This is a genomic window from Bacillus sp. UNC41MFS5 (assembly GCF_000686805.1).
The window spans coordinates 216,247-241,270 of the sequence record NZ_JMLP01000011.1 but is presented as its reverse complement, the minus strand read 5'-3'; the positions used below and the strand labels follow the sequence as shown (position 1 = coordinate 241,270).

22 protein-coding genes and 1 pseudogene are annotated in these 25,024 nt (G+C 39.8%); 19 read left to right on the top strand and 4 right to left on the bottom strand.

Features of this window, described 5'->3' with window-relative positions; genetic code table 11:
• Window positions 1–4: 4 nt before the first annotated feature.
• Window positions 5–937, bottom strand: a complete 933-nt coding sequence (gene tagU, locus BR30_RS0106090; protein ID WP_026564243.1) for a polyisoprenyl-teichoic acid--peptidoglycan teichoic acid transferase TagU — start codon at window positions 935–937, stop codon at window positions 5–7.
• A gap of 605 nt (window positions 938–1,542) precedes the next feature.
• Between tagU and BR30_RS0106085 the strand changes: the two genes are divergently transcribed.
• The 9 genes from BR30_RS0106085 to BR30_RS0106045 all read left to right on the top strand — a co-directional run bounded on the left by BR30_RS0106085 (window position 1,543) and on the right by BR30_RS0106045 (window position 10,014).
• A complete protein-coding gene (locus BR30_RS0106085; protein WP_026564242.1) occupies window positions 1,543–2,457 on the top strand; it encodes a ketose-bisphosphate aldolase in 915 nt (304 codons plus the stop codon).
• 89 nt (window positions 2,458–2,546) lie between these two features.
• Window positions 2,547–3,083, top strand: a complete 537-nt coding sequence (locus BR30_RS0106080; RefSeq protein ID WP_026564241.1) for a D-lyxose/D-mannose family sugar isomerase — start codon at window positions 2,547–2,549, stop codon at window positions 3,081–3,083.
• 206 nt (window positions 3,084–3,289) lie between these two features.
• The gene (locus tag BR30_RS32755) at window positions 3,290–4,579 is read left to right on the top strand and encodes an ABC transporter substrate-binding protein (RefSeq protein ID WP_051633481.1); all 1,290 of its coding nucleotides are present in this window, start codon (window positions 3,290–3,292) and stop codon (window positions 4,577–4,579) included.
• A 63-nt stretch (window positions 4,580–4,642) separates the two neighbouring features.
• Window positions 4,643–5,611, top strand: a complete 969-nt coding sequence (locus tag BR30_RS0106070) for a carbohydrate ABC transporter permease (protein ID WP_231507633.1) — start codon at window positions 4,643–4,645, stop codon at window positions 5,609–5,611.
• Between the two features lies 1 nt (window position 5,612).
• Entirely contained in the window at window positions 5,613–6,437 is an 825-nt protein-coding gene (locus tag BR30_RS0106065; RefSeq protein ID WP_026564239.1) for a carbohydrate ABC transporter permease, read from the top strand.
• On the top strand, window positions 6,434–7,639 hold the full coding sequence (locus BR30_RS0106060) for an ADP-dependent glucokinase/phosphofructokinase (RefSeq protein ID WP_026564238.1): 1,206 nt from the start codon (window positions 6,434–6,436) through the stop codon (window positions 7,637–7,639). The genes BR30_RS0106065 and BR30_RS0106060 overlap by 4 nt, the downstream gene beginning before the upstream one ends.
• Before the next feature lie 24 nt (window positions 7,640–7,663).
• On the top strand, window positions 7,664–8,521 hold the full coding sequence (locus tag BR30_RS0106055) for a MurR/RpiR family transcriptional regulator (RefSeq protein WP_026564237.1): 858 nt from the start codon (window positions 7,664–7,666) through the stop codon (window positions 8,519–8,521).
• A gap of 24 nt (window positions 8,522–8,545) precedes the next feature.
• On the top strand, window positions 8,546–9,070 hold the full coding sequence (locus BR30_RS0106050) for a type 1 glutamine amidotransferase domain-containing protein (protein ID WP_026564236.1): 525 nt from the start codon (window positions 8,546–8,548) through the stop codon (window positions 9,068–9,070).
• A 140-nt stretch (window positions 9,071–9,210) separates the two neighbouring features.
• The gene (locus BR30_RS0106045) at window positions 9,211–10,014 is read left to right on the top strand and encodes an EcsC family protein (RefSeq protein WP_026564235.1); all 804 of its coding nucleotides are present in this window, start codon (window positions 9,211–9,213) and stop codon (window positions 10,012–10,014) included.
• A 74-nt stretch (window positions 10,015–10,088) separates the two neighbouring features.
• Here the strand turns inward: BR30_RS0106045 and BR30_RS37270 are convergent, their stop codons facing one another.
• Window positions 10,089–10,283: a hypothetical protein gene (locus BR30_RS37270; protein WP_026564234.1), complete on the bottom strand. Its 195-nt coding sequence runs from the start codon at window positions 10,281–10,283 to the stop codon at window positions 10,089–10,091.
• A gap of 1,029 nt (window positions 10,284–11,312) precedes the next feature.
• On the opposite strand from BR30_RS37270, the gene BR30_RS0106030 reads away from it, so the two are divergent.
• The 5 genes from BR30_RS0106030 (at window position 11,313) to BR30_RS0106010 (ending at window position 16,570) form a co-directional block, all read left to right on the top strand.
• Window positions 11,313–12,176, top strand: coding sequence for a Cof-type HAD-IIB family hydrolase (locus BR30_RS0106030; RefSeq protein ID WP_026564233.1), 864 nt, complete (start codon window positions 11,313–11,315; stop codon window positions 12,174–12,176).
• Window positions 12,177–12,323: 147 nt separating this feature from the next.
• On the top strand, window positions 12,324–13,232 hold the full coding sequence (murQ, locus tag BR30_RS0106025; RefSeq protein ID WP_026564232.1) for an N-acetylmuramic acid 6-phosphate etherase: 909 nt from the start codon (window positions 12,324–12,326) through the stop codon (window positions 13,230–13,232).
• Window positions 13,233–13,254: 22 nt separating this feature from the next.
• A complete protein-coding gene (locus BR30_RS0106020; protein WP_026564231.1) occupies window positions 13,255–14,109 on the top strand; it encodes a MurR/RpiR family transcriptional regulator in 855 nt (284 codons plus the stop codon).
• 95 nt (window positions 14,110–14,204) lie between these two features.
• The gene (locus BR30_RS0106015) at window positions 14,205–15,566 is read left to right on the top strand and encodes a PTS transporter subunit EIIC (protein ID WP_026564230.1); all 1,362 of its coding nucleotides are present in this window, start codon (window positions 14,205–14,207) and stop codon (window positions 15,564–15,566) included.
• The gene (locus BR30_RS0106010) at window positions 15,563–16,570 is read left to right on the top strand and encodes a MupG family TIM beta-alpha barrel fold protein (RefSeq protein ID WP_026564229.1); all 1,008 of its coding nucleotides are present in this window, start codon (window positions 15,563–15,565) and stop codon (window positions 16,568–16,570) included. The genes BR30_RS0106015 and BR30_RS0106010 overlap by 4 nt, the downstream gene beginning before the upstream one ends.
• A 73-nt stretch (window positions 16,571–16,643) precedes the next feature.
• On the opposite strand, the gene BR30_RS32750 is transcribed toward BR30_RS0106010, so the two are convergent.
• Window positions 16,644–16,934, bottom strand: a complete 291-nt coding sequence (locus BR30_RS32750) for a c-type cytochrome (RefSeq protein ID WP_051633480.1) — start codon at window positions 16,932–16,934, stop codon at window positions 16,644–16,646.
• A 466-nt stretch (window positions 16,935–17,400) separates the two neighbouring features.
• On the opposite strand from BR30_RS32750, the gene BR30_RS0105995 reads away from it, so the two are divergent.
• The gene (locus BR30_RS0105995; protein ID WP_026564228.1) at window positions 17,401–19,377 is read left to right on the top strand and encodes a S9 family peptidase; all 1,977 of its coding nucleotides are present in this window, start codon (window positions 17,401–17,403) and stop codon (window positions 19,375–19,377) included.
• Between the two features lie 205 nt (window positions 19,378–19,582).
• Here the strand turns inward: BR30_RS0105995 and BR30_RS0105990 are convergent.
• A pseudogene (locus BR30_RS0105990) lies at window positions 19,583–20,149 on the bottom strand (ABC transporter ATP-binding protein); the annotation flags it as partial.
• A 241-nt stretch (window positions 20,150–20,390) separates the two neighbouring features.
• Between BR30_RS0105990 and BR30_RS0105985 the strand changes: the two are divergent.
• From BR30_RS0105985 to BR30_RS0105970, 4 genes are all read left to right on the top strand, one after another.
• Complete coding sequence (locus tag BR30_RS0105985) at window positions 20,391–21,467, top strand: Gfo/Idh/MocA family protein (protein WP_442852959.1); 1,077 nt, start codon at window positions 20,391–20,393, stop codon at window positions 21,465–21,467.
• A 129-nt stretch (window positions 21,468–21,596) separates the two neighbouring features.
• Window positions 21,597–22,613, top strand: coding sequence for a Gfo/Idh/MocA family protein (locus BR30_RS0105980; protein ID WP_026564225.1), 1,017 nt, complete (start codon window positions 21,597–21,599; stop codon window positions 22,611–22,613).
• A gap of 81 nt (window positions 22,614–22,694) precedes the next feature.
• On the top strand, window positions 22,695–23,462 hold the full coding sequence (locus BR30_RS0105975; RefSeq protein ID WP_035445097.1) for a sugar phosphate isomerase/epimerase family protein: 768 nt from the start codon (window positions 22,695–22,697) through the stop codon (window positions 23,460–23,462).
• A gap of 191 nt (window positions 23,463–23,653) precedes the next feature.
• Complete coding sequence (locus BR30_RS0105970) at window positions 23,654–24,883, top strand: GntR family transcriptional regulator (protein ID WP_081825362.1); 1,230 nt, start codon at window positions 23,654–23,656, stop codon at window positions 24,881–24,883.
• Window positions 24,884–25,024: the final 141 nt, after the last annotated feature.

Below are 25,024 nucleotides of genomic sequence, written 5' to 3'. Positions count from 1 at the left end.
TTATTTACTTAATTTCTAGTTCTGACTTTAATTCCTTTTGAACACGTTGGATTTCTTCTTCTGAAACCAATCCATAATAAATGTTATCGATTCTTGTTCCTTCTTCTTCTATCTCCATTTGCTCAATGGATGACCCAACATGCTTATAACCTTTTTGAATAGCGACCATTTGATCAAACGTAAGGTTTGTTTTTACATTTTTGCCGAGGACGGTAAATATATCGGAGAACTTGGTTAAACTTGAGAAACTAGCCCCTTCTTTAATTACCCCTTCAATAATTTGACGTTGTCTTATTTGGCGGCCAAAGTCACCTCGAGGATCTTGTTTTCTCATTCTTGTATAACTTAACGCTTTTTTACCGTTTAGCGTCAATTCTCCTTTTGGAAAATGGTATCCATCTTGGGTAAATTCTAAGTCATTGGTGACCGTTACGCCGCCAACGGCATCGACCATTCCCGTGAAGCCTTTCATGTTAACCTCTATATAATAATCAATTGGTATATCGAGAAAGTTTTCGACGGTATCCAACGCCATGGGAATCCCTCCAAAGGCGTAGGCGTGGTTAATTTTATCCTCCGTCCCTTTTCCAATAATTTCAGTTCGCGTATCGCGAGGAATGCTTAACATTTTAACGGAATTATTGTTAGGGTTAACCGTTAATACAATCATGGTATCCGAGCGGCCCGAGTCTCCTTCTCGCTCGTCGACACCAAGCATTAAAACCGAAAAAGGATCCTTTTCCTTAAGTGAAACAGGTTCTTCGCGTTTTTCAGATTTTTCCCGCTCCATTGGCTGATGCATCGCAGCAACAGCATTTTTGAAAGATTTATAGACAGTGGACCCGTAGACTCCGCCGCCAATTAACAGAATTAGAAGGATTGTGCCGGTCACCTTCACCCATTTTCTAAGTTTTCGTTTCCTTTTTTTTAATCGCATTCATAAACCTCCAAACTATCACAATCAGTTGTTCATATCATACGATAAAAGTGTTTGAAAGTCGTCGATTTTCCATTGCTATTGTCAAAATGTGTCGGAACTCCTATGGAATAAGGTTTGGAAAATGGGACTAAGAACGAATGAAGTCGCTGTATTCTGGTTGATTATTACTAGATTAAGAACTCTTGAATGGATTAGTAGTAACATAAAATCACCCTTATCTACAGCTGTAGGTAAGGGTGATTATTTTCAAAAAAGTTAAAATAAATAAAAAAATCAAAAAAATCACTTGCTTTTTTAAACAAGGAGCATTATATTGAACTTAAGAAATTTAATTTCACGGCGACCAAACCTAAGAAATTTAATTTCTCGTGTATTTGAAACTATTTTTTTATTAGTAATTCTGTAAAAGTTGAAAAAATCCTTTTTTTCAAAAAAAGAATTAAAACAACAGCGGCTCAATCATAAGGGAGGGATTTAGTCCACAACTAGACGAAATAAATTTTCACCAGAATCATAGCTGAAAAACTAAGTCTGCAAACTATTCTACAAAAAGTAAGCGTCTACATTTTTGGGTTTTAAATAAAAAGGAGATGGATTCTTAGATGTTAATTACAATGAAAGAATTACTTACTGTAGCGAAGGAAAATAAATTTGCGGTTGGAGCCTTTAATGTTTGCGATAGCTCATTCCTAAGAGCTGTTGTCGAAGAAGCGGAAAAAGTGAATTCTCCAGCAATCATTGCCATTCACCCATCGGAATTAGAGTTTTTGACAGATGAATTTTTCTCTTATGTAAAGCACCGCATTTATGAAAGCCGAGTCCCATTTGTCCTCCATTTGGATCATGGCGGTTCGATTGAAGAAATCCTGCGCGCAATCCGCTGCGGATTTACTTCGGTGATGATTGATGGCTCCTTGCTTCCATATGAAGAGAATGTTGCATTAACGAAGCGAGCAACCGAAATCGCTCATGCTGTTGGGGTTTCTATTGAAGGAGAGTTAGGAACTATCGGAAGCACAGGAAATTCAGTCGAAGGCGGCGTCACTAAGGTTACATACACAGATCCAGCTCAAGCAGAAGATTTTGTTGCCCGTACAGGTGTGGATACACTAGCCGTAGCGATTGGTACAGCACATGGCATATATCCAAAAGATATCAAACCAGAATTGCAAATGGATATTTTAAAAGAAATCAATGATCTCGTTGATATTCCATTAGTTCTTCACGGTGGTTCTGCTAACCCAGACAATGAAATTTCCCAATCGTTGCAGCTTGGAGTTAGTAAAATCAATATCTCAAGTGATATGAAATATGCTTATTTTGCAAAAGCCCGTGAAATTCTAAGCACAACTGAATACTGGGATCCAAACGTCATTTACCCAGATTGCATAACTGAAGCAAAAAAGGTCATTAATTATAAAATGCATCTCTTTAATTCAGTCGGAAAAGCGGAACTATATCAGCAGCAACCAGCAACAAGAAAACCAGAACCAGTTGCCAGCGGTATTAAATATTAACTTCCAACTAGAGAATTCTTCTATATAAAACCTTCATCATTTGTCCTTCATCATGAACGAAACGATATAAAGGAAAGGAATTTCTTTATATGACTAAACCTCAATTAAAAGACTATAAAACGATTGTTGAAAATATGTTTGCGGAAGCTGGAATTGTGTTGACCCCGGCTGAGAAAGAGTCGATTGAAATTGCTGATTTTGGCTTAGATGATCTGGAAACCAGCGGCTTACAACTTATCACCTACGTAAATAACGAGCGCTATTGTGCAAAGGAAATGGTGTTATTTCCTAATCAAACTTGTCCTGAGCATCGCCATCCAACTCGGACAGATGGAAGTCCTGGAAAATTAGAAACCTTCCGCTGCCGGAGAGGCACTGTTTATTTATATGTAGAAGGAGAGCCTACTGCGGATCGGCTCGCCTCTCCACCTGAATCAGATAAACAATACTATACCGTATTCCATGAGATTGTTCTCCGTGAAGGCGAACAATATACGATACCTGAGAATACTAAACATTGGTTCCAGGCTGCTGAACAAGGCGCGATTATTTCGGAGTTTTCTTCGAATAGTGAAGATGAATCGGATATTTTCACCGATCCGCGCATCATTCGCGTTCAAGCATAATGGCATGAGGGAGAAGAATGGTAGTTTCGTTCCTGTTCTTCTCCCATCACTTTATAAAAAATGGTTGATTAAGAGAGCTGAACTTTCTTTTTATTATTGAAAGCGGATTCACGATTCGTAAATCTACCATTTAGCAAGAAACACCTGGCATTAAGCAGGTAGGTTACAAAACATAAACCCAATTTATATATTCATGGAGGGAAACTATGAGAAAGCTGTTTGTTCTTTTCTTAGTATGTATGATGGTTCTTTTGTCAGCCTGTAGTTCTGATCAGTCATCGACAGGTAGTGATGGTAAAGAGAGTGCTAACGGTGTAACAACGATTAATTTTGCTGCGATTAAAACATTCGGTGTCGATTCCTGGAGCGAACTTATTAAAAAATTTGAAGCGCAAAATCCCAATATTAAAGTGAAATTAACGCAAATGCCAGCTCCTGCAAAAAGTACAGAAATTCATCAATACCTAGTAACGGCTTTCCAATCCGGCCAAAGTGATATTGATGTCTTTACGGGAGACGTTGTTTGGGTACCTGAGTTTGCGGCTGCTGGATGGACAGAGCCGATGGATCAATACGTAAACAAGAGTGATTATTATCCTGGTGTTATTGATGCCCTAACTTATAATGGTAAATTATCGGCTATGCCTTGGTATGTAGATGGCGGGATGCTTTATTACCGTAAAGATTTATTAGAAAAATACAACAAACCTGTTCCAACTACTTGGGATGAACTAATTAAAACGTCTGAAGAAATCAAAAGCCAAGAAAAGAATGATAAGCTTAACCAATTTGTATGGCAAGGGAAGCAAGCAGAAGTTCTTGTCTGTGACTTTGTAGAATTCTTAGGAAGTGCAGGCGGCTCCATCCTTGATAGCAATGGCCAATCAGCAGCAAGCAGCCCAGAATTCTTGAAAACATTAGAGTTTATGAAAAAGACGACTGACGATAAGATTTCTCCGAAGTCCGTGTTGACGTTTGACGAAGAGCCAAGCCGTACTGTTTTCACCGATGGAAATGCGATTTTCCACAGAAACTGGTCCTATGTTTGGAGTGTTGCCCAAGATCCAAAGCAATCGAAAGTAGTAGATAAAATTGGTGTAGCTCCACTTCCATCCTTTGACGGCAAGAGCAGTGCTTCCACAATGGGCGGTTATCAATTTATGGTTTCTAAGAGCTCGAAAAAGAAAGAAGCAGCCGCTAAATTTGCACAGTTCTTATCTAGTGAAGAAAGTCAATTATACTTTGCCAAAGAATTGGCCTTCAGTCCAACAAGACCAAATGTTTTAAAAGACAGCGAATTACAACAGAAGAACCCATTCTTAACTAGTTTAGACAAAGTATTCCAAGGTACAACGGCTCGCCCTGTCAGCCCTGATTATCCGAAATTGTCTTTAGTTCTTCAATCGAATATCTCTGGTGTTCTTTCTGGCAGTATCAAAGCGAAAGACGCAGCGAAACAGATTGATAATGAGTTGAAAAAGATAACGAACCAATAAATTTTTTGAAGGCACAAACTTACGTATTGTTTGTGCCTTCAACGTATAAGAGGTGAATGGAATATGGAAAAAGTAGAAAAGCAGGTCATTGGGAGCACCAATGCCCCTTTATTACTAGCAAAGAAGAAGAATGTCAAAAAGATATTCAGTAAACCCATGATGATCGGTTATATATTTTTACTCCCATCTCTATTGATTCTTTGTATCGTTGGTATTTATCCTTTGATTCAAACCATCTATTTAAGCTTTTTCGATGTTTCCTTTACAAAGCAGGGTTCCAGTTTTGTGGGTCTGGAGAATTACAGGAATTTGTTAAGTGATATTTGGTTTAAAGTGGCTTATAAAAATACCTGGGTTTTTACAGTGTTGTCCGTGTTACTAGAGACCATCTTAGGTCTTTTCATTGCCTTGGTCCTCAATAAGAATTTTAAGGGAAGAGGTTTGGTGCGTGCTTGTGTGTTAATTCCGTGGGCGATTCCAACCGTTGTTTCAGCAAGAATGTGGGAATGGATTTTTAACGCGGAGTATGGGATTTTAAATTTCTTATTAATGAAAGTCGGAATCATTGATGCCAATATTAATTGGCTTGGAGAAACGTCGACAGCGATGTCGGCAGCGATTTTCTCAGACGTTTGGAAAACAACACCATTTATGGCGTTAATTATATTAGCTGGTTTACAAGGAATCTCCTCAAGTTTATATGAAGCGGCCGACATTGATGGTGCGAATAAATGGAAGCAATTCTTTTATCTTACGCTGCCGTTATTAGTTCCTTCTATTATGATAGCTGTTTTATTACGTTCCTTAGACGCGTTCCGAGTATTTGACTTAATCTTTGTGTTAACAGGGGGCGGACCGGCGAATTCGACCGAAGTGCTTTCTTCATACGCCTACAAGACCACCTTTTCTGCAGCACAGGTGAGCTACGGTGCGGCGATGTCATCGTTAATGGCAGTCTCTGTTTTCATTTTAGCCATGGTTCTACTATTCTTTATGAATCAATCATCGAAAAAAATTGAGGGAGGAAAGTAAGATGAAAGGAATGCTCAAGCGATCTACCATTGTCATACTAGCGTCGTTCATCGTTATGTTCCAAGTAGCGCCTTTCTTTTGGCAAATCATTACTTCTTTTAAAATGGATAAAGATTTATCATCTCTCCCGCCCATCTTTCCAAAAGAAGTGACTTGGCTTCATTATCAAAATATTTTTCAAAATACCGATTTTTATAAATATATCTTAAATAGCTCGGTCATTGCCGTGGTGGTTACACTTCTTTGCTTGTTCCTTGGAAGCCTAGCTGCCTACTCACTAGCTAGACTTCCAATTAAAGGGAAGGGCTTAATTTTACTTTTATTTTTATCGACATCGATGTTTCCGCAAATCGCGGTGGTCACTCCACTTTATAATTTAATTAAACAGTTGGGATTATATAACACACATACTGGATTAGTTCTATCATATATGCTGTTTGGACTGCCGTTAAGTGTACTGCTCTTGTACGGATTTTTTAGAAATATTCCTTATGAAATCGAAGAGGCCGCCTATATGGATGGGTGCGGATATTTTCGAACCTATTGGCAGGTGTGTCTGCCGTTGATGGCACCAGGTCTTGTTACGGCGGGCTTGTTAGTGTTTATCTCATCGTGGAATGAATTTTTATTCGCGATTACGTTTACCAATAATATTGATGCACAGACGATCCCTGTTGGTATTGCCATGCTGCCGCAAATGTTCTTTGTCCCTTGGGGAGATACAGCTGCCACGTCCATACTTGTTACTTTGCCGCTTATTCTCCTTGTGTTAATTTTTGAGAAAAAACTTACAAAAGGCATCATGGGAGGAGCGGTGAAAGGATGACAACGATTGCGACAGGATTTACAGCAAATATTGATTTACTAACGAAAGTATCACCGGAGTTTTACGATGAAATCAGGGGATTTGCCGGTGGAGAACCGAAATCCGTTATTAACACTTGGGATGAGTTTTGTACGGTCATTGATTGGAACATTCAGCGTGGTAGTGGTGCTGAGTATATCGTCGCTAATCCCGACATTCTTTCCCGTCTGGAAAAAAAGCTGAATTGGTCAAAGTCAATCGGTGGAACTGGTTTGCAAGCGGCTTGTGCAGCAAGTTGCGCTGGGTATCTGGCACTGGTCAATATTCCGATTCAAACCAATGAGTTGGAAGAGCTGGTTTCGGGGCATAAAGGGCTAGTTCTTTTGTCGGATCGTGAGGGGGACGTGCCTAAGCATTTTATATTAGAATATGAGTATGGGAATTCATCGAACCGAATCATTTTTCGGAAGGAGGATGAATTTCCGGCCGAAATCATTACGAATACGTTCATTGAACGATTGGCCAACCATCAAGATGGTATCAAGTGGTTGTTAATTTCGGGCTATAATGCCTTCGATCGCAGTGAAGATATTGACCTGTTTTTAGAGAATACCGTGAACATCTTAACAGCCCTTGGACATAATAGACCAAAGGTCCATCTTGAGCTCGCTTCCATTTGGTCTTTGGATGAACAGTGGAAGATTATTCGCACGCTGGGAAGCTATGTGGATAGTATCGGTATAAATGAAGATGAATACCAGGAATTACTTGGGGGCAGTGAACCTCTATTAGGCTATGACGATGAAGAGTTATTAGAAAGGGTGAATACCGCCTGTGAATTGCTAGGTGTTGCCCATTTTATTTTGCATACTAAACAATTTTCATTGATTAAATCCGATCAATATGATACATCAGAGTGGAGGGATTCTTTAACAAATGGAAATTTGTTTGCGTTTTCACGGGCCACAAAAGGGAGATTTTGTGATCGAGAGACGATGCAGCAAGTATCGTTACAAGCTACCCTTCACCCAAGAGGAGAAACGTTACGGAATTTAACGAAAGACCGAAAAGATCTCACCATCATTCCAGCCTTTGAAGGAGAAATTGTTAGCACTATTGGTCTTGGAGATACCTTTACAGCTGGATTACTAGTGGAAGCACCGTTCAAATTTCTGCCGCTTGAGTCAACTACGCTTTTAAATAATGATGGTTTGAAAATATGAAACAGATAAAGGATGAATGGTAGGATGACTTCCGTGAATGAAAATAATTTATTAAGTACTGTAAAAACTTTATATCCCACCTTGCATGATGCCGAAAAAAAGGTAGCTGAGTATGTGATTCAAGAGTATTTTAATGTGATTGATATGAATGTGGCCGAACTATCGGAAAAATGTAATGTTAGTGAAGCGACAATCGTGCGCTTTTGCAAACGGATTGGACTGAAGGGCTTTCACCACTTTAAAATTCAATTGGCACGTGAAATTACCAATCCAGAGAATACACCGCATTCTCCGACAATCCATTTGAATAATATAGCCGAATCGATTCGCAATATTTTTGCGTATAAAATTGATGAACTCAAACAAACGGCTTCGTTCCTCAATCCGGATGCGGTGCAAAATTGCCTGGATGTCATTAGTGGCAGCAGTCTCGTTCAGTTTGTGGCAGCCGGAAATTCGCTTCCCGCTGCACTGGATGGTGCCTATAAATTTAATCAAATTGGCATTCGTTCCATTGTAAATAGTACGCCTGAAATGCAAGTGTCCCTTGCCCATTCATTGACGGAAAAAGATGTAGTGATTGGCATCTCTAACTCAGGGGACTCGAAACTATTACTTGATATTTTTGAAATTGCTAAAAAAAGGAAGGCTACTACGATTTGTATCACGAATCATATAAAATCGCCGCTTTCTCAATTAGCGGATATTCAGTTAATCAGTATTACCAATGAGAAATTGTTTTTTAAAGAATTTAGCTTTACCCGTGTGCCTGCCATTTCTGTGCTTGATACGCTTTTTTTACTATTATCGAGAATTAATTATGATAGTTCGTTTCAATCAATCAGTGACCGCGAGCAAGCATTATCAGATTACAAGCATTAATATGATGGAAAGGAGCATAAATCCATGCGATTAAAAGGTAAGAAAGTACTCAGTCTTGTACACCATGATTTTGAAGATTTAGAGCTATGGTACCCGATTCTCAGACTCAAAGAAGAGGGGGCCATCGTCCATCTTGCCGGAGAAAAAGCGAATGAAAAGTATATTGGGAAGTACGGCGTATCGGCTACCTCCGAATTCTCTTATGATGAGGTTCGCGGGGAAGAGTATGATGCCATTTTAGTTCCAGGAGGGTGGGCTCCAGATAAAATCCGGCGCTTCCCGGAAGTCCTCTCGCTGCTGCAGCAAATGAATGCGGATGAAAAGCCAATCGGACAAATCTGCCACGCCGGGTGGGTGCTGATTTCGGCCAAAATTCTTGATGGTAAAAAAGTAACCAGTACCCCGGGGATTAAAGATGATATGGAAAATGCAGGGGCTACGTGGTATGACGAACCTGTGGTTGTTGACGGCCACCTTGTCTCCAGCCGCCGTCCGCCGGATCTTCCAGACTACCTTCGGGAATTTATCCATGTATTAGAACAGAAATAGTAAAGTGTGGAAGCAAGATAGCGAGCGATTGTTCGCTGTCTTTTTTCGTTCGGCAATGGAAAAGCTATTCGTGCATGAAACCTTTCCCCCAGATCATACGTATGTAATCATAAATAAACGAACGAGGGTGACCACATTACATGGAAACACGAGAAGATTTAATGAATGAACTAGCGGTCATTGAGAAGTGGGAAAATGATCAGAGCGATCTGTGGATTTGGGATCGACTAGGCAGACTTCCATTTAAGATTCTTGATAAAATAACCCCCCAATTCATCCATAACAAAGTTGGTAACTTGCTAGAAGAAATCGGCTCCTATATTCAGAATGGCGGCAGCTATTTAATTAAAGAACATCATCTCTTTGAAAAAATTGAAAAAGAAACAGGGAAACCAATCACCCAAGTATCGGATATTGAGGATATCCCGTTAGCTACGATGGATAAGTTAAGTCAGGAACTAACCGGGCAACGGAAGAAGTTTGCGGCCATCCAAGGAGCAAGCACAGGAATCGGCGGGATTTTTACCCTTGCGCTCGATGTTCCGGCATTAATGGGCATTTCCTTAAAAACACTGCAGGAAATCGCCATCCTTCATGGGTATGATCCAAATGAGAAAAGCGAACGCATTTTTATGATTAAATGCCTGCAGTTTTCATCCGCGGATATTGTCGGCAAACGAGCGATTCTTAATGAACTATCCAGCTACTATCAACAAGGAAGCGGGTCCAGTGAAATGATGTCGCAGCTCCAAGGCTGGCGCGAAGTGGTATATACATATAGGGACCAGTTTGGATGGAAAAAGTTGTTTCAGATGGTGCCTATCGCTGGGATGATTTTTGGAGCATTTACCAATCGATCGATGATTAACGACCTTGCGGAGACGGGAATTATGCTTTACCGGAAGAGAAGGATTCTTGAGAGATTGGAACAGAAAGAGTTATAAAAAAGGGGACAGCATTTTTGCTGTCCCTTTTGACTGGATCCATGGGGCCCGGCCACAACCTTAATTCAAACCTATTAGATGCTAACTAGGCTTTCAGTTTTTTCCTCAAAATATTTATGCATAAGTGAATTAAGTTTAATGGAAAGATTGATGTATTCCGAGCTGCTAGGGCCATCTTGCTTATATATTTCGTTCAGTGTCGTTTTAAGATAAATGATTTCCTTTAAAAGTTCCATATTTTCCATTTTAGTTAGTTCGATTGTTTTCATCATACACCTCGTAAATTTTTTTTTTACTGCCTTTGGTTTGGAAGGCATGATGACTTGTCTTGATTCCCATCTTTTTCATCTTCTATTGATAATACAATTCCAATACCATTCTGATAGTAACATAGTGGGTATTTCCTGTGAACACCGAATTTAAAAGTAAAAATATTAGAAAAAAGGTAAATGATATTGGTATATCAATGTATTTAAATAGAGATTTCTAACTGCTTGAAAATCAACGTCTCCTATATTTCGACAAATTATTTCATTATAACATAGAAAATAAAAGTAAAAGTATTTAAAAATTTCAGATAACTTTCTTCTTCAAAAAAAAGAGATCCGGCCCAGTGCCGGATCCAAACAGAATATATTAAAGGGGGTTTTGGAAAAAGAGAAAGGTAAATGCTTGTCCTCTTCATGTACTTATCATATCTCGTAATCATGAACAAACTATGAATAATCCATTTATATTTTATTAATTATTTAGTATGATAGATGTCGAATAAAAGGCGCACTAGTATGACTATGTGCAATTGTAAGAGTAATGGATGAGAAAAATTGCAGGGTTATTGTTATCTGCATTTACACTAGTAGGGATCACAGGTTGTGGTGCTTCTTTGGCTGATAAAGCGATCGAACAGGGAATTCAGCACTAGCCAGTCATAAAGGAAGTCATTAAGGATGATGCCTACAAGGTCATCGTTACTTCTGAGGATAAGAAGGAAACCGTGATTTCATCGAATTAATTTTAGGGGAAAGCTTCTAGTTTAATGGACTAGAGGCTTTTTTTATTGATTTTTAGGCTTAAATTCCGCTTTTAAAATTCCAAATATTGTCTAATTGTACAAAAACACTGGATTTTTGTACAAAACAGCTTGGAAAATGCACAAAAGAATGTTGGATTTGAACAAAACATCTTTGGAATTGAACAAAACCCGCCCGAAAAATAGATACAAAGTAACTTCGAAATAAAATTTCAATAATATTATTAGAAATGTAAAATAAAATAAAATTACAGAGGAGGATTTGATAGTGAAGTATCGACTATTAGCTATGGACCTAGATGGTACATTATTAAACGACCAAAAAGAAATTGATATAGAAACAATCGAGGCGATTCAAGAGTACCGCAAACGAGGTGGCAAGGTTGTCATTTGCAGCGGCCGCTCCCCGCTATCCACGCAATGGATTGCCCGTACGGTTGGGCTTAGCGGTGAGCCAATCATTGCTTACAATGGGGCGATTCTGCTGGATAAGAATGGCGAAATCCGCGAGCAATCAGTTTTTCCATATGAGTCACTGATGAACTTTTGGGAATTATGTGAGGTGGAGGGCATCTATGCCCATTTTTATGAGGGAGATACGCTCCTCGTCCCAGAGGTGACTAAATGGAATGAGAATTGGATTGAAAATAACATCCCCACCCTTGAAAAAACAGGGGGAGAACCTCAACATTGCCAGAGTGTTCGAGAAAAATGCCAGGTAAAGGTGGTAGACGACTTTTATCAGTACCTGAAGGAACAAGAGCCGAGCATTACAAAAATTGCTGTATTTGATGATGGGAATAAACTCCCGGAGTTTACCAAACGGCTTAAGGAACAGGCGGTGGAAATGGAAATTAGCAGCAGTTTTAATTTTATCAATTTAGAAATTACCCCCTGTGGTGTGACAAAAGCATCTGCCCTGATTAAGCTTACCGAGCAGTTGGGAATTCCACTCTCACAAACCGCAGCGATTGGCGATAATTTTAATGATGCCCTGATGCTCTCGGTTGTCGGCCTCGGAATTGCGATGGGGAATGCGCCCGAAAAGGTGAGACAATTAGCAGATCAGGTGACTGAAAATAATAATGAAGCAGGGGTTGCAAAGGCGATTCGCCGTTATTTGCTTAAATAAGGCCCAGCTAATCTCAGATTGAAATAGTGTTTTGAAATAACATTTCAATATTTTTATAAAAATGTTGAAATATAATTTCAAAGAGAATATAATGAATCTACGGTAACCGTTTTCACCTCAGAAAAGACTTACAGGAGGATAACGATCATGACAGAAAATCTTGAATTATTAACGACAGAATCACGAAATGAACAATCCATGCAGATAGATACATCAAGTCCTCTCGAGATTTTACGAATGATGAATGAGCAAGATCAGTTGGTCGCTTTAGCAGTGAACGAAGTGTTAGCAGATGTGGAGGCGGCTGTTCAATTTGTAGTTGAATCCTTTAAGAACAGCGGACGCCTGATTTATGTAGGTGCAGGCACGAGCGGGAGATTAGGGGTTCTAGATGCAGTTGAATGTCCACCCACTTTTAGCACAGACCCTGAAATGGTCCAAGGACTTATCGCAGGAGGAGAACGCGCCTTTTTGAAAGCAGTTGAAGGAGCTGAGGATCAGCCAGATTTCGGTGTGAACGATTTGAAGGAAATCGGGCTGACAAAAGATGACACGGTCATTGGTATTGCAGCTAGCGGCCGCACACCTTATGTCATCGGGGCACTTCGATACGCACGAAGTATTGGAGCGAAAACCGTTGCACTTTCCTGCAATAGAAACGCGGCAATTAGTCAGGAAGCCGACTGTGCAATCGAAGTCATTGTTGGTCCAGAGGTACTAACTGGTTCGACACGATTGAAATCAGGTACGGCACATAAGATGATTTTGAACATGATTTCAACTTCTTCAATGATTCTTTTAGGAAAAGCCTATGAGAATTTAATGGTTGATGTTCATGTAAGTAACCAGAAATTAAAGGAACGGGCGATTGGCATCATTCGTAAGATTACCGGGGTTTCCTATGAACAGGCTTCGGAAACACTAGAGGCATCCAATCTCCAAGTCAAAACGGCCATCGTCATGATTAAGACGAATACGTCGAAACAAAAAGCAGAACAATTATTAATAGAAGCAAATGGGTATGTGAAAAAGGCAATCCAAAATGTAGAAGAGTAATTTTAAAAAGGTGGTCTTTGGTGTGGCAGCAGGCGGATTAAAAATGATTCAAAATATGTTGGAACAGCTTCCAGCTTCCGAGCGGAAAATTGCTGAATTGATTCTTGAAAATCCTCAAGTGATTTTAAACAGTACCGTCCATGACATCGGTTTGCAGGCCCATACAAGTGGAGCGGCTGTGATTAGACTGTGTAAGTCATTGGGTTTAAATGGTTTTCAGGATTTAAAAGTAAGAATTGCAGGCGATCTCGTGAAACCTGTGGAACAAGGGTATCGTGACATTGAGCCTGGTGAATCCTTTTTCTCCATCGCCCAGAAGACAACAAGCAATAGTATCCAAAGCATCCGCGACTCAGAAGAGATCATCAATTATGATGAATTGGAACGTGCTGTTCACACCTTGTCGGCTGCTCAAAATGTTCATTTTTTTGGAATTGGGGCCTCAAGCATTATCGCTAAGGACGCACAGCAAAAGCTCCTTAGGGTTCATAAAAATGCAACCGCTTTTACGGATACACACCTTGTTGCCACGTTGATTGCCAATGCCAATAAGGATGATCTCGTGTTCGGAATCTCGCACTCAGGAGAAACACCAGAGGTCATTAAAGTCATGGCACTTGCAAAAGAACGCGGCGTGAAAACGATTAGTTTAACGAAATATGGGCAATCAACGGTTTCTGCCCTGGCGGATATTAAGCTGTTTACCGCTTATTCTGGAGAGGCTCCATTTCGAAGTGCAGCTACTTCCTCACGCCTTGCGCAGCTATATATCATGGATATTTTGTTTTTATCGATGGCAACGGTCCAATATGAGGATACGATTCAATCCATTGATAAAACCAGAGAAGCGATCCGGTTTATTAAAGATGGGAGATAGTCCTTTTCGGGAGGTGATGTGAACACTTTTCCATTTGAACAAATAGGGAAATAAGTTCACTTTATAAAAAAACAACGGAGAGAAGGGGAACGAGCATGGCTGGAGAGAACAAAATTTTAGCAGAAAAGATTCTTGAACAACTAGGCGGCCCGGCGAATATTAGCAATTACACGCATTGTATGACAAGACTTCGTGTGACACCAAAGGATGACGCACTTGTCAATCAAGCGGCCATTAAAAAAATAGACGGAGTCATGGGAGTGGTAGAAGAAGAAACTCTTCAAATTATCCTTGGCCCTGGAAAAGTAAATAGAGTGACAGAAGAGTTTGGTAAATTAATAGAATCTGCTGGCGGGATCGATTTGAAAGAGAAGGCAGCGAGTAAAAAGGCTGAAATCAACAAAAAGAATGCGACACCGTTTAAGCTGTTTTTACGAAAAATCTCTAGTATTTTCATTCCGTTAATTCCGGCACTTGTTGCATCCGGATTGATTACAGGAATCACCAAAGCGATCGTCCAAGCGGGCTGGCTGGCAGCGGACTCCCAACTGGCGACCATTCTGTCGGTTATTGGAAGCGGTTTATTTGGTTACCTTGGCATTTTAGTTGGTACTAATGCAGCGAAAGAATTCGGTGGTTCACCCGCACTCGGGGCGATTGCTGGTATTTTAATTATTAACCCAGCTGTGGCAGGAATCAAATTATTTGATACCGCCTTACTTCCTGGTCGTGGTGGCTTAATTGGTGTTCTCTTTGCCGCCATCTTTATTGCCCTTGTTGAAAAACGAGTACGTCGTTATGTTCCACAGTCTCTTGACCTATTTATCACACCAACGGTTGCTTTATTGGTTACTGGTATTGTTACTTATCTTGTCTTTATGCCGCTTGGTGGTTTTGTTTCAGATGCGATTACAAAAGGATTAACTTCGCTGCTTGATGTGGGTGGTGTTGTGGCTGGATTTGTCCTTGGGGCCACCTTCCTGCCGCTCGTTGTCACTGGTTTACATCAAGGATTAACACCGATTCACTTGGAGTTAATTAATACACTTGGAAATGACCCGCTTCTGCCAATCTTGGCAATGGGTGGTGCCGCACAGGTTGGAGCAGCATTTGCGATTTATGCTAAGACGAAGAAAACTCGCTTAAAAAGAGCAATTGGCGGGGGACTTCCTGCAGGAATCCTCGGAATCGGCGAACCGCTTATTTTCGGTGTAACCTTACCATTAGGCCGTCCATTCTTAACTGCCTGCTTAGGTGCAGGTGTCGGCGGTGCGTTCCAGGCGGTCTTCCATGTCGCAACCATCGCGGTTGGGGTTTCTGGTTTACCACTTGCTTTCCTTGTTGTTTCTGGGCAAGTCCTGCTTTATTTACTTGGTGTGTTAATCTCTTATGGAGCTGGGTTCTTGTTCACCTATTTATTCGGTTTTAATGATGACATGGCCGGTGAGTTTGATTGATCGGCATTAGTTTTTATTTAAATGACCCTTTAGCAGAAGAGCGGATTAGGTTTGCAGGAAAAATGGGTGTGGAGCGAGCATTTACCTCGCTTCACATCCCTGAAGAGTCTGGGGATTTAGCGGGCCGTGCTCGCGAGTTGCTTCATGCCGCGAAAGAAGCGGGAATAGACGTTTATGCAGATGTATCTTCCCGAACACCTGCCCATTTAGGATTGGATAGTTTATTTTCGTTAAAAGCCTTAGGGGTTATCGGTTTGCGGTTGGATGACTTTTTTACAAATGAAACGATCTTGAATTTGGCTAAGGAATTCAAACTTGCGCTAAATGCGAGCATTTTGTTTGAGGAAGATGTGCGGGTGCTGCTAGAAGGCGGGTTAGAAGCTAGTCAGCTGCTGGCTTGGCATAATTTCTATCCAAGACGTGAAACGGGATTAGCGGATTCGTTTTTTCAAGAGCAAAATGAGCTTTTTAGAAAATATGGTATTCCGGTAAGTGCGTATATTCCAGGTGATGGTGAGAAACGCGGCCCTTTGTATGAAGGGCTGCCAACCTTGGAAAATCATCGCGAAGTTGATCCGTATCGGGCTGCAATGGAGTTGTTCCGCGCGGGGGTAGAGGATGTCTACATCGGCGACCCGGAGGTAAGCGAGGACCTTCTTCAAAGATTGAACGATTTTGATTGTCATCATCGTGTTTCGATACGAGTTGAAGGTTTCCAGGAAGGTGAGTTCCGGCTTCGCCCTGATTTTTCCCGTGATGTGCTAAGGCTTATGGATACGAGAAGCTCTGAATCAGTCGTCGCTCGGAATACAGTGGAGCGGCCGTTGGGGACGATTACTAGGGATAATGACCGCTATGGACGCTATCGCGGAGAGGTACAAATCACGCTTCATGACCTTCCAGCGGATGAGCGGGTCAATGTGGTCGGCAGGATTGTGGAAGAGGATTTGCCGCTCCTGCCCTTATTACAACCGGGTCAACTTGTCAAACTAATTCAGGTTTGATTCCCGTGCTTGTCGGCTTAATAAAAACCAAGGGACCTCCCTTGGTTTTTTTCATATCCGCCTCTATTAGTAACTATTTTTCCATCAGCCACTTCGTAACAATCTCTGATTTTTCTTCATCTAATAGATTTCCAGGCATTTTTTTCGTGCCTTCGTTGACTATTTTCAGAACTTCCGCTTCAGAATACTTACTTTTCATATTGGTTACTCCCGGTCCTACAGCTCCCTGTAATTTATCGCCGTGACAAGCCGCACAGCTTTCTTTATAGATTTCTTCCCCATCCATTGCCGTACTGGATTTAGTTGATGAACAGCCTGTTAATAATATAAGCGCCAACGCTACAGCAGCCCACAGTCGATTCACGATGTCTCCTCCAAACACAATATAATTGTTCCTTATATCTATCTTAATAGAGTTTGAGTGCGAAATTTCACCTCAAATATGAACAAAAATTTAAACTTCGGCGGTATAAAGGACACATGGGGTGTTCATGAGGACAGAAACGCAAAATAAAATGTGAAACTTGTCCACATGGAGTGTTCATGAGGACAGAAAAGCTAAACAAAATGCAAAACTTGTCCACATGGAGTGTTCATGAGGACAGAAACGCAAAATAAAATGTGAAACTTGTCCACATGGAGTGTTCATGAGGACAGAAAAGCTAAACAAAATGCAAAACTTGTCCACATGGAGTGTTCATGAGGACAGAAATCCAAAGGAAAATGGGAAACTTGTCCACATGAAATTAACAGATACTCATTTAAAAGGAAAAAATTTTCCGGTGTCGAAATAATTAGAAGGTAATTTATTGATACTGGGGGGATGGAGGATGGCAGGTAGCAAGGGAATTGTAGCAGACGATTTATATCGATTAAAGTCAGTGGTGAACCCACAGTTATCACCTGATGGACAGTCATTTGTTTATGTACAGACCACGATAGATCAAGAGAATGATGAATATCAATCACAGATCTTTTTTCAAACGCTTGAAAAAAGTGCCGAGTCTGTCCAATGGACATTTGGAAAAGGCAAGAATCATACACCCCGCTGGTCACCTGATGGGACTAAACTTGCATTTGTCTCCAATCGGAGCGGAAAGAATCAAATATATGTGTTGAGTGTAAACGGTGGCGAGGCACAGCAAGTAACCTTTCTACCGAGTGGAGCGAGCAATCCTGTCTGGTCTCCGGATGGATTGAAGCTGGCTTTTAATACTTCCTTAAAATCTACTAAAACAGTTACAGATCCAGAGGAGAAGAAACAAGAGAGACCCGTGGCGCTGGAAGTGACGAAAATGAGATATAAATCCGATGATGAAGGATTTTGGCAGGGGTATTTTAAACAAGTGGCCGTCGTGAATGTTCAAAACGGAGAAGTAACTCAGCTTACCGCGGGTGATTATGATGTGAGTTTATATTGCTGGTCCCCGGATGGGAAGTTTCTTGCGGTAGGTGCAGATGTAACAGAAGATGCTGATTTATCGTTTAAGAATGATGTTTATCTTTTAAATATCGATAGTAAAGAATTATCCCCTGTAACTAATGGAACAGGCTATTTTGGAAACGTTACTTGGTCGCCAGACGAAAAATACCTGGCGATGATTGGGCACGAGCGAGAATATCAAAATGCCACTCTCTCAAAAATCTGGCTTTATCAAACTAATACAGGCACATTTACTTGTTTTACACCTGACTGGGATGTTCCTGTCGGTGATTTTATGGTGGTTGACTTTCAACAAGGTGCATCTTCGCCAGGGTTAATTTGGGAGGGGAACAGCCAAGGTTTTTATTTTATTGCCTCAGAACAGGGAAGTACGAATATTTACTTTGGTGATCTGAAAAATGGAGTGAAATCAGTGCTTGTCGGCAAGCAGCACGTCTATGGATTGACCGTTGATTCAAAATCAGGACAAGTGATTGCAGCGATTAGTACCCCGACAGAGATTGGTGATTTATACTTGTTATCTCTAAACGGAGAGGGAACTCTTGAGAGACTGACCGAGGTGAACGTTATCCAGGACGTGGTTCTCTCTAAACCGGAACCAATTGAATATGAAGGGGCAAATGGCAGGAAGGTTCATGGCTGGCTCATGAAGCCGGTTGGTTTTGAGGCGGGAAAAAAATACCCATTACTACTTGAGATTCATGGCGGTCCGCATGCAATGTATGGGAATACATACATGAATGAGTTTCAAATTTTGGCGGCAGAAGGGTATGCGGTGTTGTACGTAAATCCACGCGGCAGTCACGGATATGGCCAGGATTTTGTTAATGCGGTACGTGGTGATTACGGCGGGGGAGATTATCAGGATATAATGCTTGCTGTGGATTATGTGTTAGCAGAGTATGACTTTATTGATGAAACCCGTCTGGGGGTAACGGGCGGGAGTTACGGTGGTTTCATGACCAACTGGATTGTCGGACATACCAACCGCTTTAAGGCAGCGGTAACGCAGCGTTCCATTTCGAATTGGATTAGTTTTTATGGGGTCAGTGATATTGGCTATTATTTTACGGAATGGCAAATTGACGGTGACTTCCGCGATGTGGATAAACTGTGGAAACATTCTCCGCTTGCGTATGTAGAAAACGTGGAGACACCATTATTAATCCTTCATAGTGAAAAAGATTACCGTTGCCCGATCGAGCAGGCGGAACAATTGTTTATTTCATTAAAGAGATTGGGAAAGAAAACCAAGCTTGTCCGTTTCCCTGAAGAAAATCACGAGCTATCGAGAAGCGGGAGACCAAGTTTGCGCAAAAGCCGGTTAGATTACATTGTGGAGTGGTTCCGAGCGGAAATCTAATATAAGGGTCGACCCCGTTTTGCCGGATCTTACTGAATATATTGTCGGTCTTGGTTTAGGTGACAATGCGGGAATTACTGGCTCACTCATGCTTGCTCATCAAGCATGAGTGAGGAAAATTAAAGATACTTTGAGAGATAATTTTCAAATGTTTTTTTCTAAGGTTTAAGAGCATACAGGTAGCTGCATGCTCTTAAACCTTATCCTAATTATGTCCTGATCCCACTTTATATGACTCGTGCTGTGTGTTATATAGCTTCCAATAGTATCTTTCCCGACTAATTAAATCTTCATGAGATCCCTCTTCTAAGATTCTACCTTTATCGATAAATAAGATTCGGGTTGCACCTTGAATGGTGGAAATTGGGTGAGCGATAATAAAAGATGATCTTCCTACAAGTAATGTCTCCAATCCCTTTTGCAAGGCTATCTCAGTTTCCGTATCAATCGATGAAGTAGCCTCGTCTAAGATTAATATTTTCGGATCTGCTAATAGTGCTCTTGCAAAAGAGATAAGCTGCCTCTGTCCGGTGGAAAGCCTTGTGCCTCTTTCATTCACCTCGGTGTTATATCCATCTTTCAAACGCCTAATAAACTGGTGAGCCTTCACTGCTTTAGCAGCCTCAATCACTTCTTCATCAGTAGCATCCAGTCTGGTATATCGAATATTATCCATAATCGTGCCTGAAAAAATAAACGGGTCTTGAAGCATGACTCCCATTTGTTTTCTAAGGGATGTTATCGTTACCGAATTGAAATCAATACCGTCGATTTTTTTGATTTACAAAGTAGTATTTTTTGAGTATTCAGTTATTTTATTGACACGTGTTATTGAGTAATATAATATATTGCATATATCATTTATATATATGATATGTTTATTTTACTTATTTTGATTAGGGGTACATAAGTTGTTATAACAACGTGATTTATACTTTGGAAGATGCTTTAGCAACTGTTAAATAAAACAACATCTTAAAATAAAAGAAATGGAGGCAAAAACATTGTTAGAAATGATTAAAGTAGGAATTATCGGCAGTGGTGGAATTGCTGCTGCCCATGCACGAGCTTATTTACAAATGCCGGAGGTGGAAATCGTTGCGGTTGCTGATGTCATTCCCGGTAAGGCGGAGCAATTCATTCAAAACTTAAATTTACAAAATGCAAAAGCATTTGACAATCACCTACATCTTTTAGAACTGGATATAGACGGGGTTAGCATATGTACACCAAATGTCGCACATCACCGTACAAGTATTGACTCACTGTTTGCAGATAAGCACGTCCTTGTGGAGAAGCCAATGGCAGTAACACTTGAACAAGCGGTTGAAATGGTTCAAGCGGCCAAGAAAACAGATAAAATCCTGTCCGTTGGTTTTCAACCGAGATATGATCCAAACATGCAAGCCGTTAAGGAAATTGTTCAATCAGGTCAGTTAGGTGATGTGTATTATGTTCAAACCGGCGGTGGAAGAAGAAGAGGGATGCCGGGCGGTACGTTTATCAACAAAAGCTTGTCAGGGGCAGGTGCAATGGCAGATATTGGCTGCTACTCGCTTGATTTGGCGCTTAACACGCTTGGTTACCCGAAACCACTGACTGTTTCGGCATACACGTCGAAATATTTTGGAACAAATCCAAAATATCATGGAGAAGCAGACAAGTTTGATGTGGAAGACTTTGGCGTAGCTTTAGTTCGTTTGGAAGGTGGAAAAGTCCTTAACTTCAATATATCATGGGCGATGCATATGGACTCACTCGGTCCAACGATCTTTCTTGGAACAGACGCTGGCTTGAAAATAACACCTTCTGGAAGCGGGCCATGGAGTGGGGTCTGGGATGGAGGTATCGGTTCCATTACAATGTTCCACGATGTTCTCGGGCATCACACTGACAGCACCATTCCGGTAAAAGCACATCAAATTAATATTTTCTATGAAAAGGTACGTGATTTTATCGTTGCAATAAAACAAGGAAAACCTGCTCCGATTCCAGGAGAACAAATTTTAATCAATCAAGCGATTATTGACGGTGTTTTCCGCTCATCTGAATTAGGTCGTGAAGTCGATATCGAAATTCCGAAAATATAATAAAATACTATTTTGTATTTGGTGTCTAAATTTGTCTAAACGTACAATTTTTCTGAAATGGAATTGAGACCCCTAATATCCTTACCACATGCGAAAGAATTCTAATTTGAATAAGGAGGTTATTCTCTAATGAACGTCGCCTTGTTAAGTAAATGGCATGTACATGCGGATGATTATGCTCGTCAAGCGAAGAACAATGAAAACATAACAATTAAAGTAGTTTGGGATGAAATTGCTGAGCGTGGAAATAAGTGGGCCAAAGAACTTGGAGTCCCTTTTGAAAAAGATTTAGTAAAGGTGTTAGAAGATCCCGAAATAGATGCTGTAATTGTAGATACTCCTACTAATCTTCATAAGGAAATTATTACACTTGCTGCTAAACATAAAAAACATATTTTCACAGAAAAAGTATTAGCGTTTACAGTTTGGGATTGTGAAGAAATTTTTACTGCTATAAAGGAGAACGAAGTGAAGTTAATGGTCTCCTTACCTCGATTAACGGAGAATTATTATTTGTATGCTCAAGATGTACTTGATAAAGGATTGCTTGGAAAACTTTCTTCTATTCGTTGTCGATGTGCACATAATGGAGCTGTGCCTTTTGAAGGAAATCCAAATGGATGGCTGCCGAAACACTTTTTTAATAAAGGAGAGTGTGGCGGCGGTGCATTAATTGACCTCGGAGCACACCCGATTTATTTAACAAATCGTTTAGCGGGATCTGCAAAGGCTGTGACAGCAAGATTACAAAAAACGTTAGGATATGACGTAGATGATAATGCAGTTGTCATTGTTGAATATGAATCAGGTGTTATTGGGACACTTGAAACTAGTTTTCTATCGAATGGCTCTCCTTTTCAACTTGAGTTATATGGAACAGAAGGGACTTTGCTAATTGAGGATCAAAATATTCGCTTGAAAAGCAAACAATTAGGTGAAGGTTGGAATTCTCCTGAGCAATTACCTGAAGCACTAGCAATGCCGCTTAATCAATGGGTATCTGACATTCTTGAAAATGCTAAACCAACCCTTTGTGAAAACGATTTTCTTAACTTAACAATCATAAATCAAGCTGCTAGTTTATCAAATGAACAAGGTCGAAGAATTGAAATAGCTGAATTAACTACAAAGAGTGTAGAGGTTTAATTCGAAATCAGCCCTATAAAGTTTGAGTGGTGATGTTAAACAGGGCCGCTCTTATTCAAAGAGATTAAGGAGGTATATCTATTGAGTATTATTGGCTTGCAATTGTTTTCAGTATGGAAAGATGCCGAAAAGGACTTTTTGGGAACGGTCCAAAAAGTTGCTGACCTTGGATATGGAGCCATTCAATTTGCAGGTTTTTTTCAAACACCTGCTCAAGAAGTGAAACAGTTAATGGACGCAAATGGATTGAAAACTGCTGGTGCGCATGTTGGAATCAATCAACTCTTAGGTGATGAATTATTAAAAACGTTTGACTATCATCACACACTTGATAACAACTTACTTATATGTCCGGCTCTTCCAATAGAAATGAGATCGTCAGAAGATGATTATAAGATGGCAGCTGAAACATTGAACCATATTGGTGAAACGTGCAAAAGATCTGGTTTTCAATTTGGATATCACAACCATGATTTTGAGTTTGAAAGATTTGGAGAAAAGACAGGATTTGATATACTTTTTGAAAATACTAATCCAGAACACGTAAAAGTTGAACTCGATTGCTATTGGGCAGCCTTTGCTAACAAGGATCCTTTTGTCATCATTGAAAAATATAAAGACCGTGTTGTGTCATTGCATATGAAAGATTTAAAAATTGTAAATGGTAATAAGATGGGGACAGAAATTGGCAATGGTCAATTAGATTTTGAAACATTGATTAGAATAGGAAATGAATTTAATATTGATTGGTTTACAGTTGAGCAAGAAGAGTTTGATCGTGATCCATATGAAAGTCTGGCTATTAATGTAAATAAACTAAATGAAATAATAAATAAGAGGGGAATGTAAAATGATATCTACTCCAAGACAAGAATATCCATGACCAAGCTGCTACTCGAAAAAATGGAGGCTAACCATTTAATGAGTTTGTACCAATAAAATTACGGTTTGTAAGCTCGTGTTTCTAAATAAAGAAATCACGAGCTTTTTTAATCGATAGTTCTTTATGACTAGTACAAAAGGATAACTTCTTGTGTTAAATGAATAAAGAAGTTATAGTATATATAATATATATAACAACTAATAAAAAGGTGAAAAATCCAATGAATACTCCATTATACGAAAAAATTTATGACTTTATCATTAATCAGATTCATCAAGGTCTTCTCAAACAAGGCGATCGAGTTCCTTCTGAAAAAGACTTGGCTGAAGAATTCAATGTAAGTAGAATTACGTCAAAAAAGGCGTTAGACTTACTTGCGCAAAACAAAATTATTAAGCGGATAAGGGGAAAGGGTTCTTTCATAGCGGAGCATCAAGCAGAGAAAATTGAAATGTCCATTAACGACTCCAAGCCAATTTTCACAGATAGTAAATTGATCGGATTGATTATACCTGACTTTGATGATGCCTTTGGATTGAATCTCGTCAAAACAATTGAGGAAAAGTGTTTACAAAATAATTGCCACTTGATTATCAGACGAACAGGAAGTCAGATCAAGGAAGAAGAGAACGCAATAAAAAATCTAGTAAACTATGGAGTAGATGGTCTCATAATTTTTCCTGTACATGGGGAACACTACAATGTTGAATTATTAAAATTAGTTTTAACAAATTTCCCTTTAGTTTTAATAGATCGGTACTTAAAAGGTATTCCAGCAAGCTCAGTTTGTACAGATAATCGATCAGCAAGTGAAATGTTAACTAATTATTTGTTTTCTATAGGCCATAAGGATATCGCGTTTTTATCACCTCCTCCTATTGGTACATCAACGATTGAAGAACGAGTTCAAGGGTTTAACCTAGCATATTCAAAAAAGGGAATCAAATTAAATCCGAAATTCCAATTAAGTCTTAAATATAACCTGCCCACAAATTTCTATAGTGAAAAATCATGCGATATTATGAATACCGATTACCAATCTATTAAGCGTTTTATTCATGAAAATCCTGATATTACGGCCTTTATTGTTTGTGAATATACTTTGGCCCTCTTATTAAATAAGGTAATAAATGATTTAGGTAAAAAAGTTCCTGAAGATTATTCGCTTGCATGTTTTGATTATCCAGAGAATCCTTTTGATCAACCCACCTTTACACATATCCGTCAACATGAGCAAGATATGGGAAGCAAGGCTGTTCAATTATTATTGATGCACTTAAAAGGCGAGAAAATCCCAGAGCTAACTATTATAGATTTCACGTTTGTCGAGGGAAAATCGACAAAAGTCAAAATCAATTCGAATACGGTAAAACATCCCACTGTATAGGGATGTTTTTTTATTCGGAAAATTCAAAAAACATATTGACATATATAATATATGTTAGTAATCTATTGATATATCATTTAAAGATACCAATTATAGATGTTATTTTTAATGATATATTAGCTCTAATGTTTATTTTTTTAT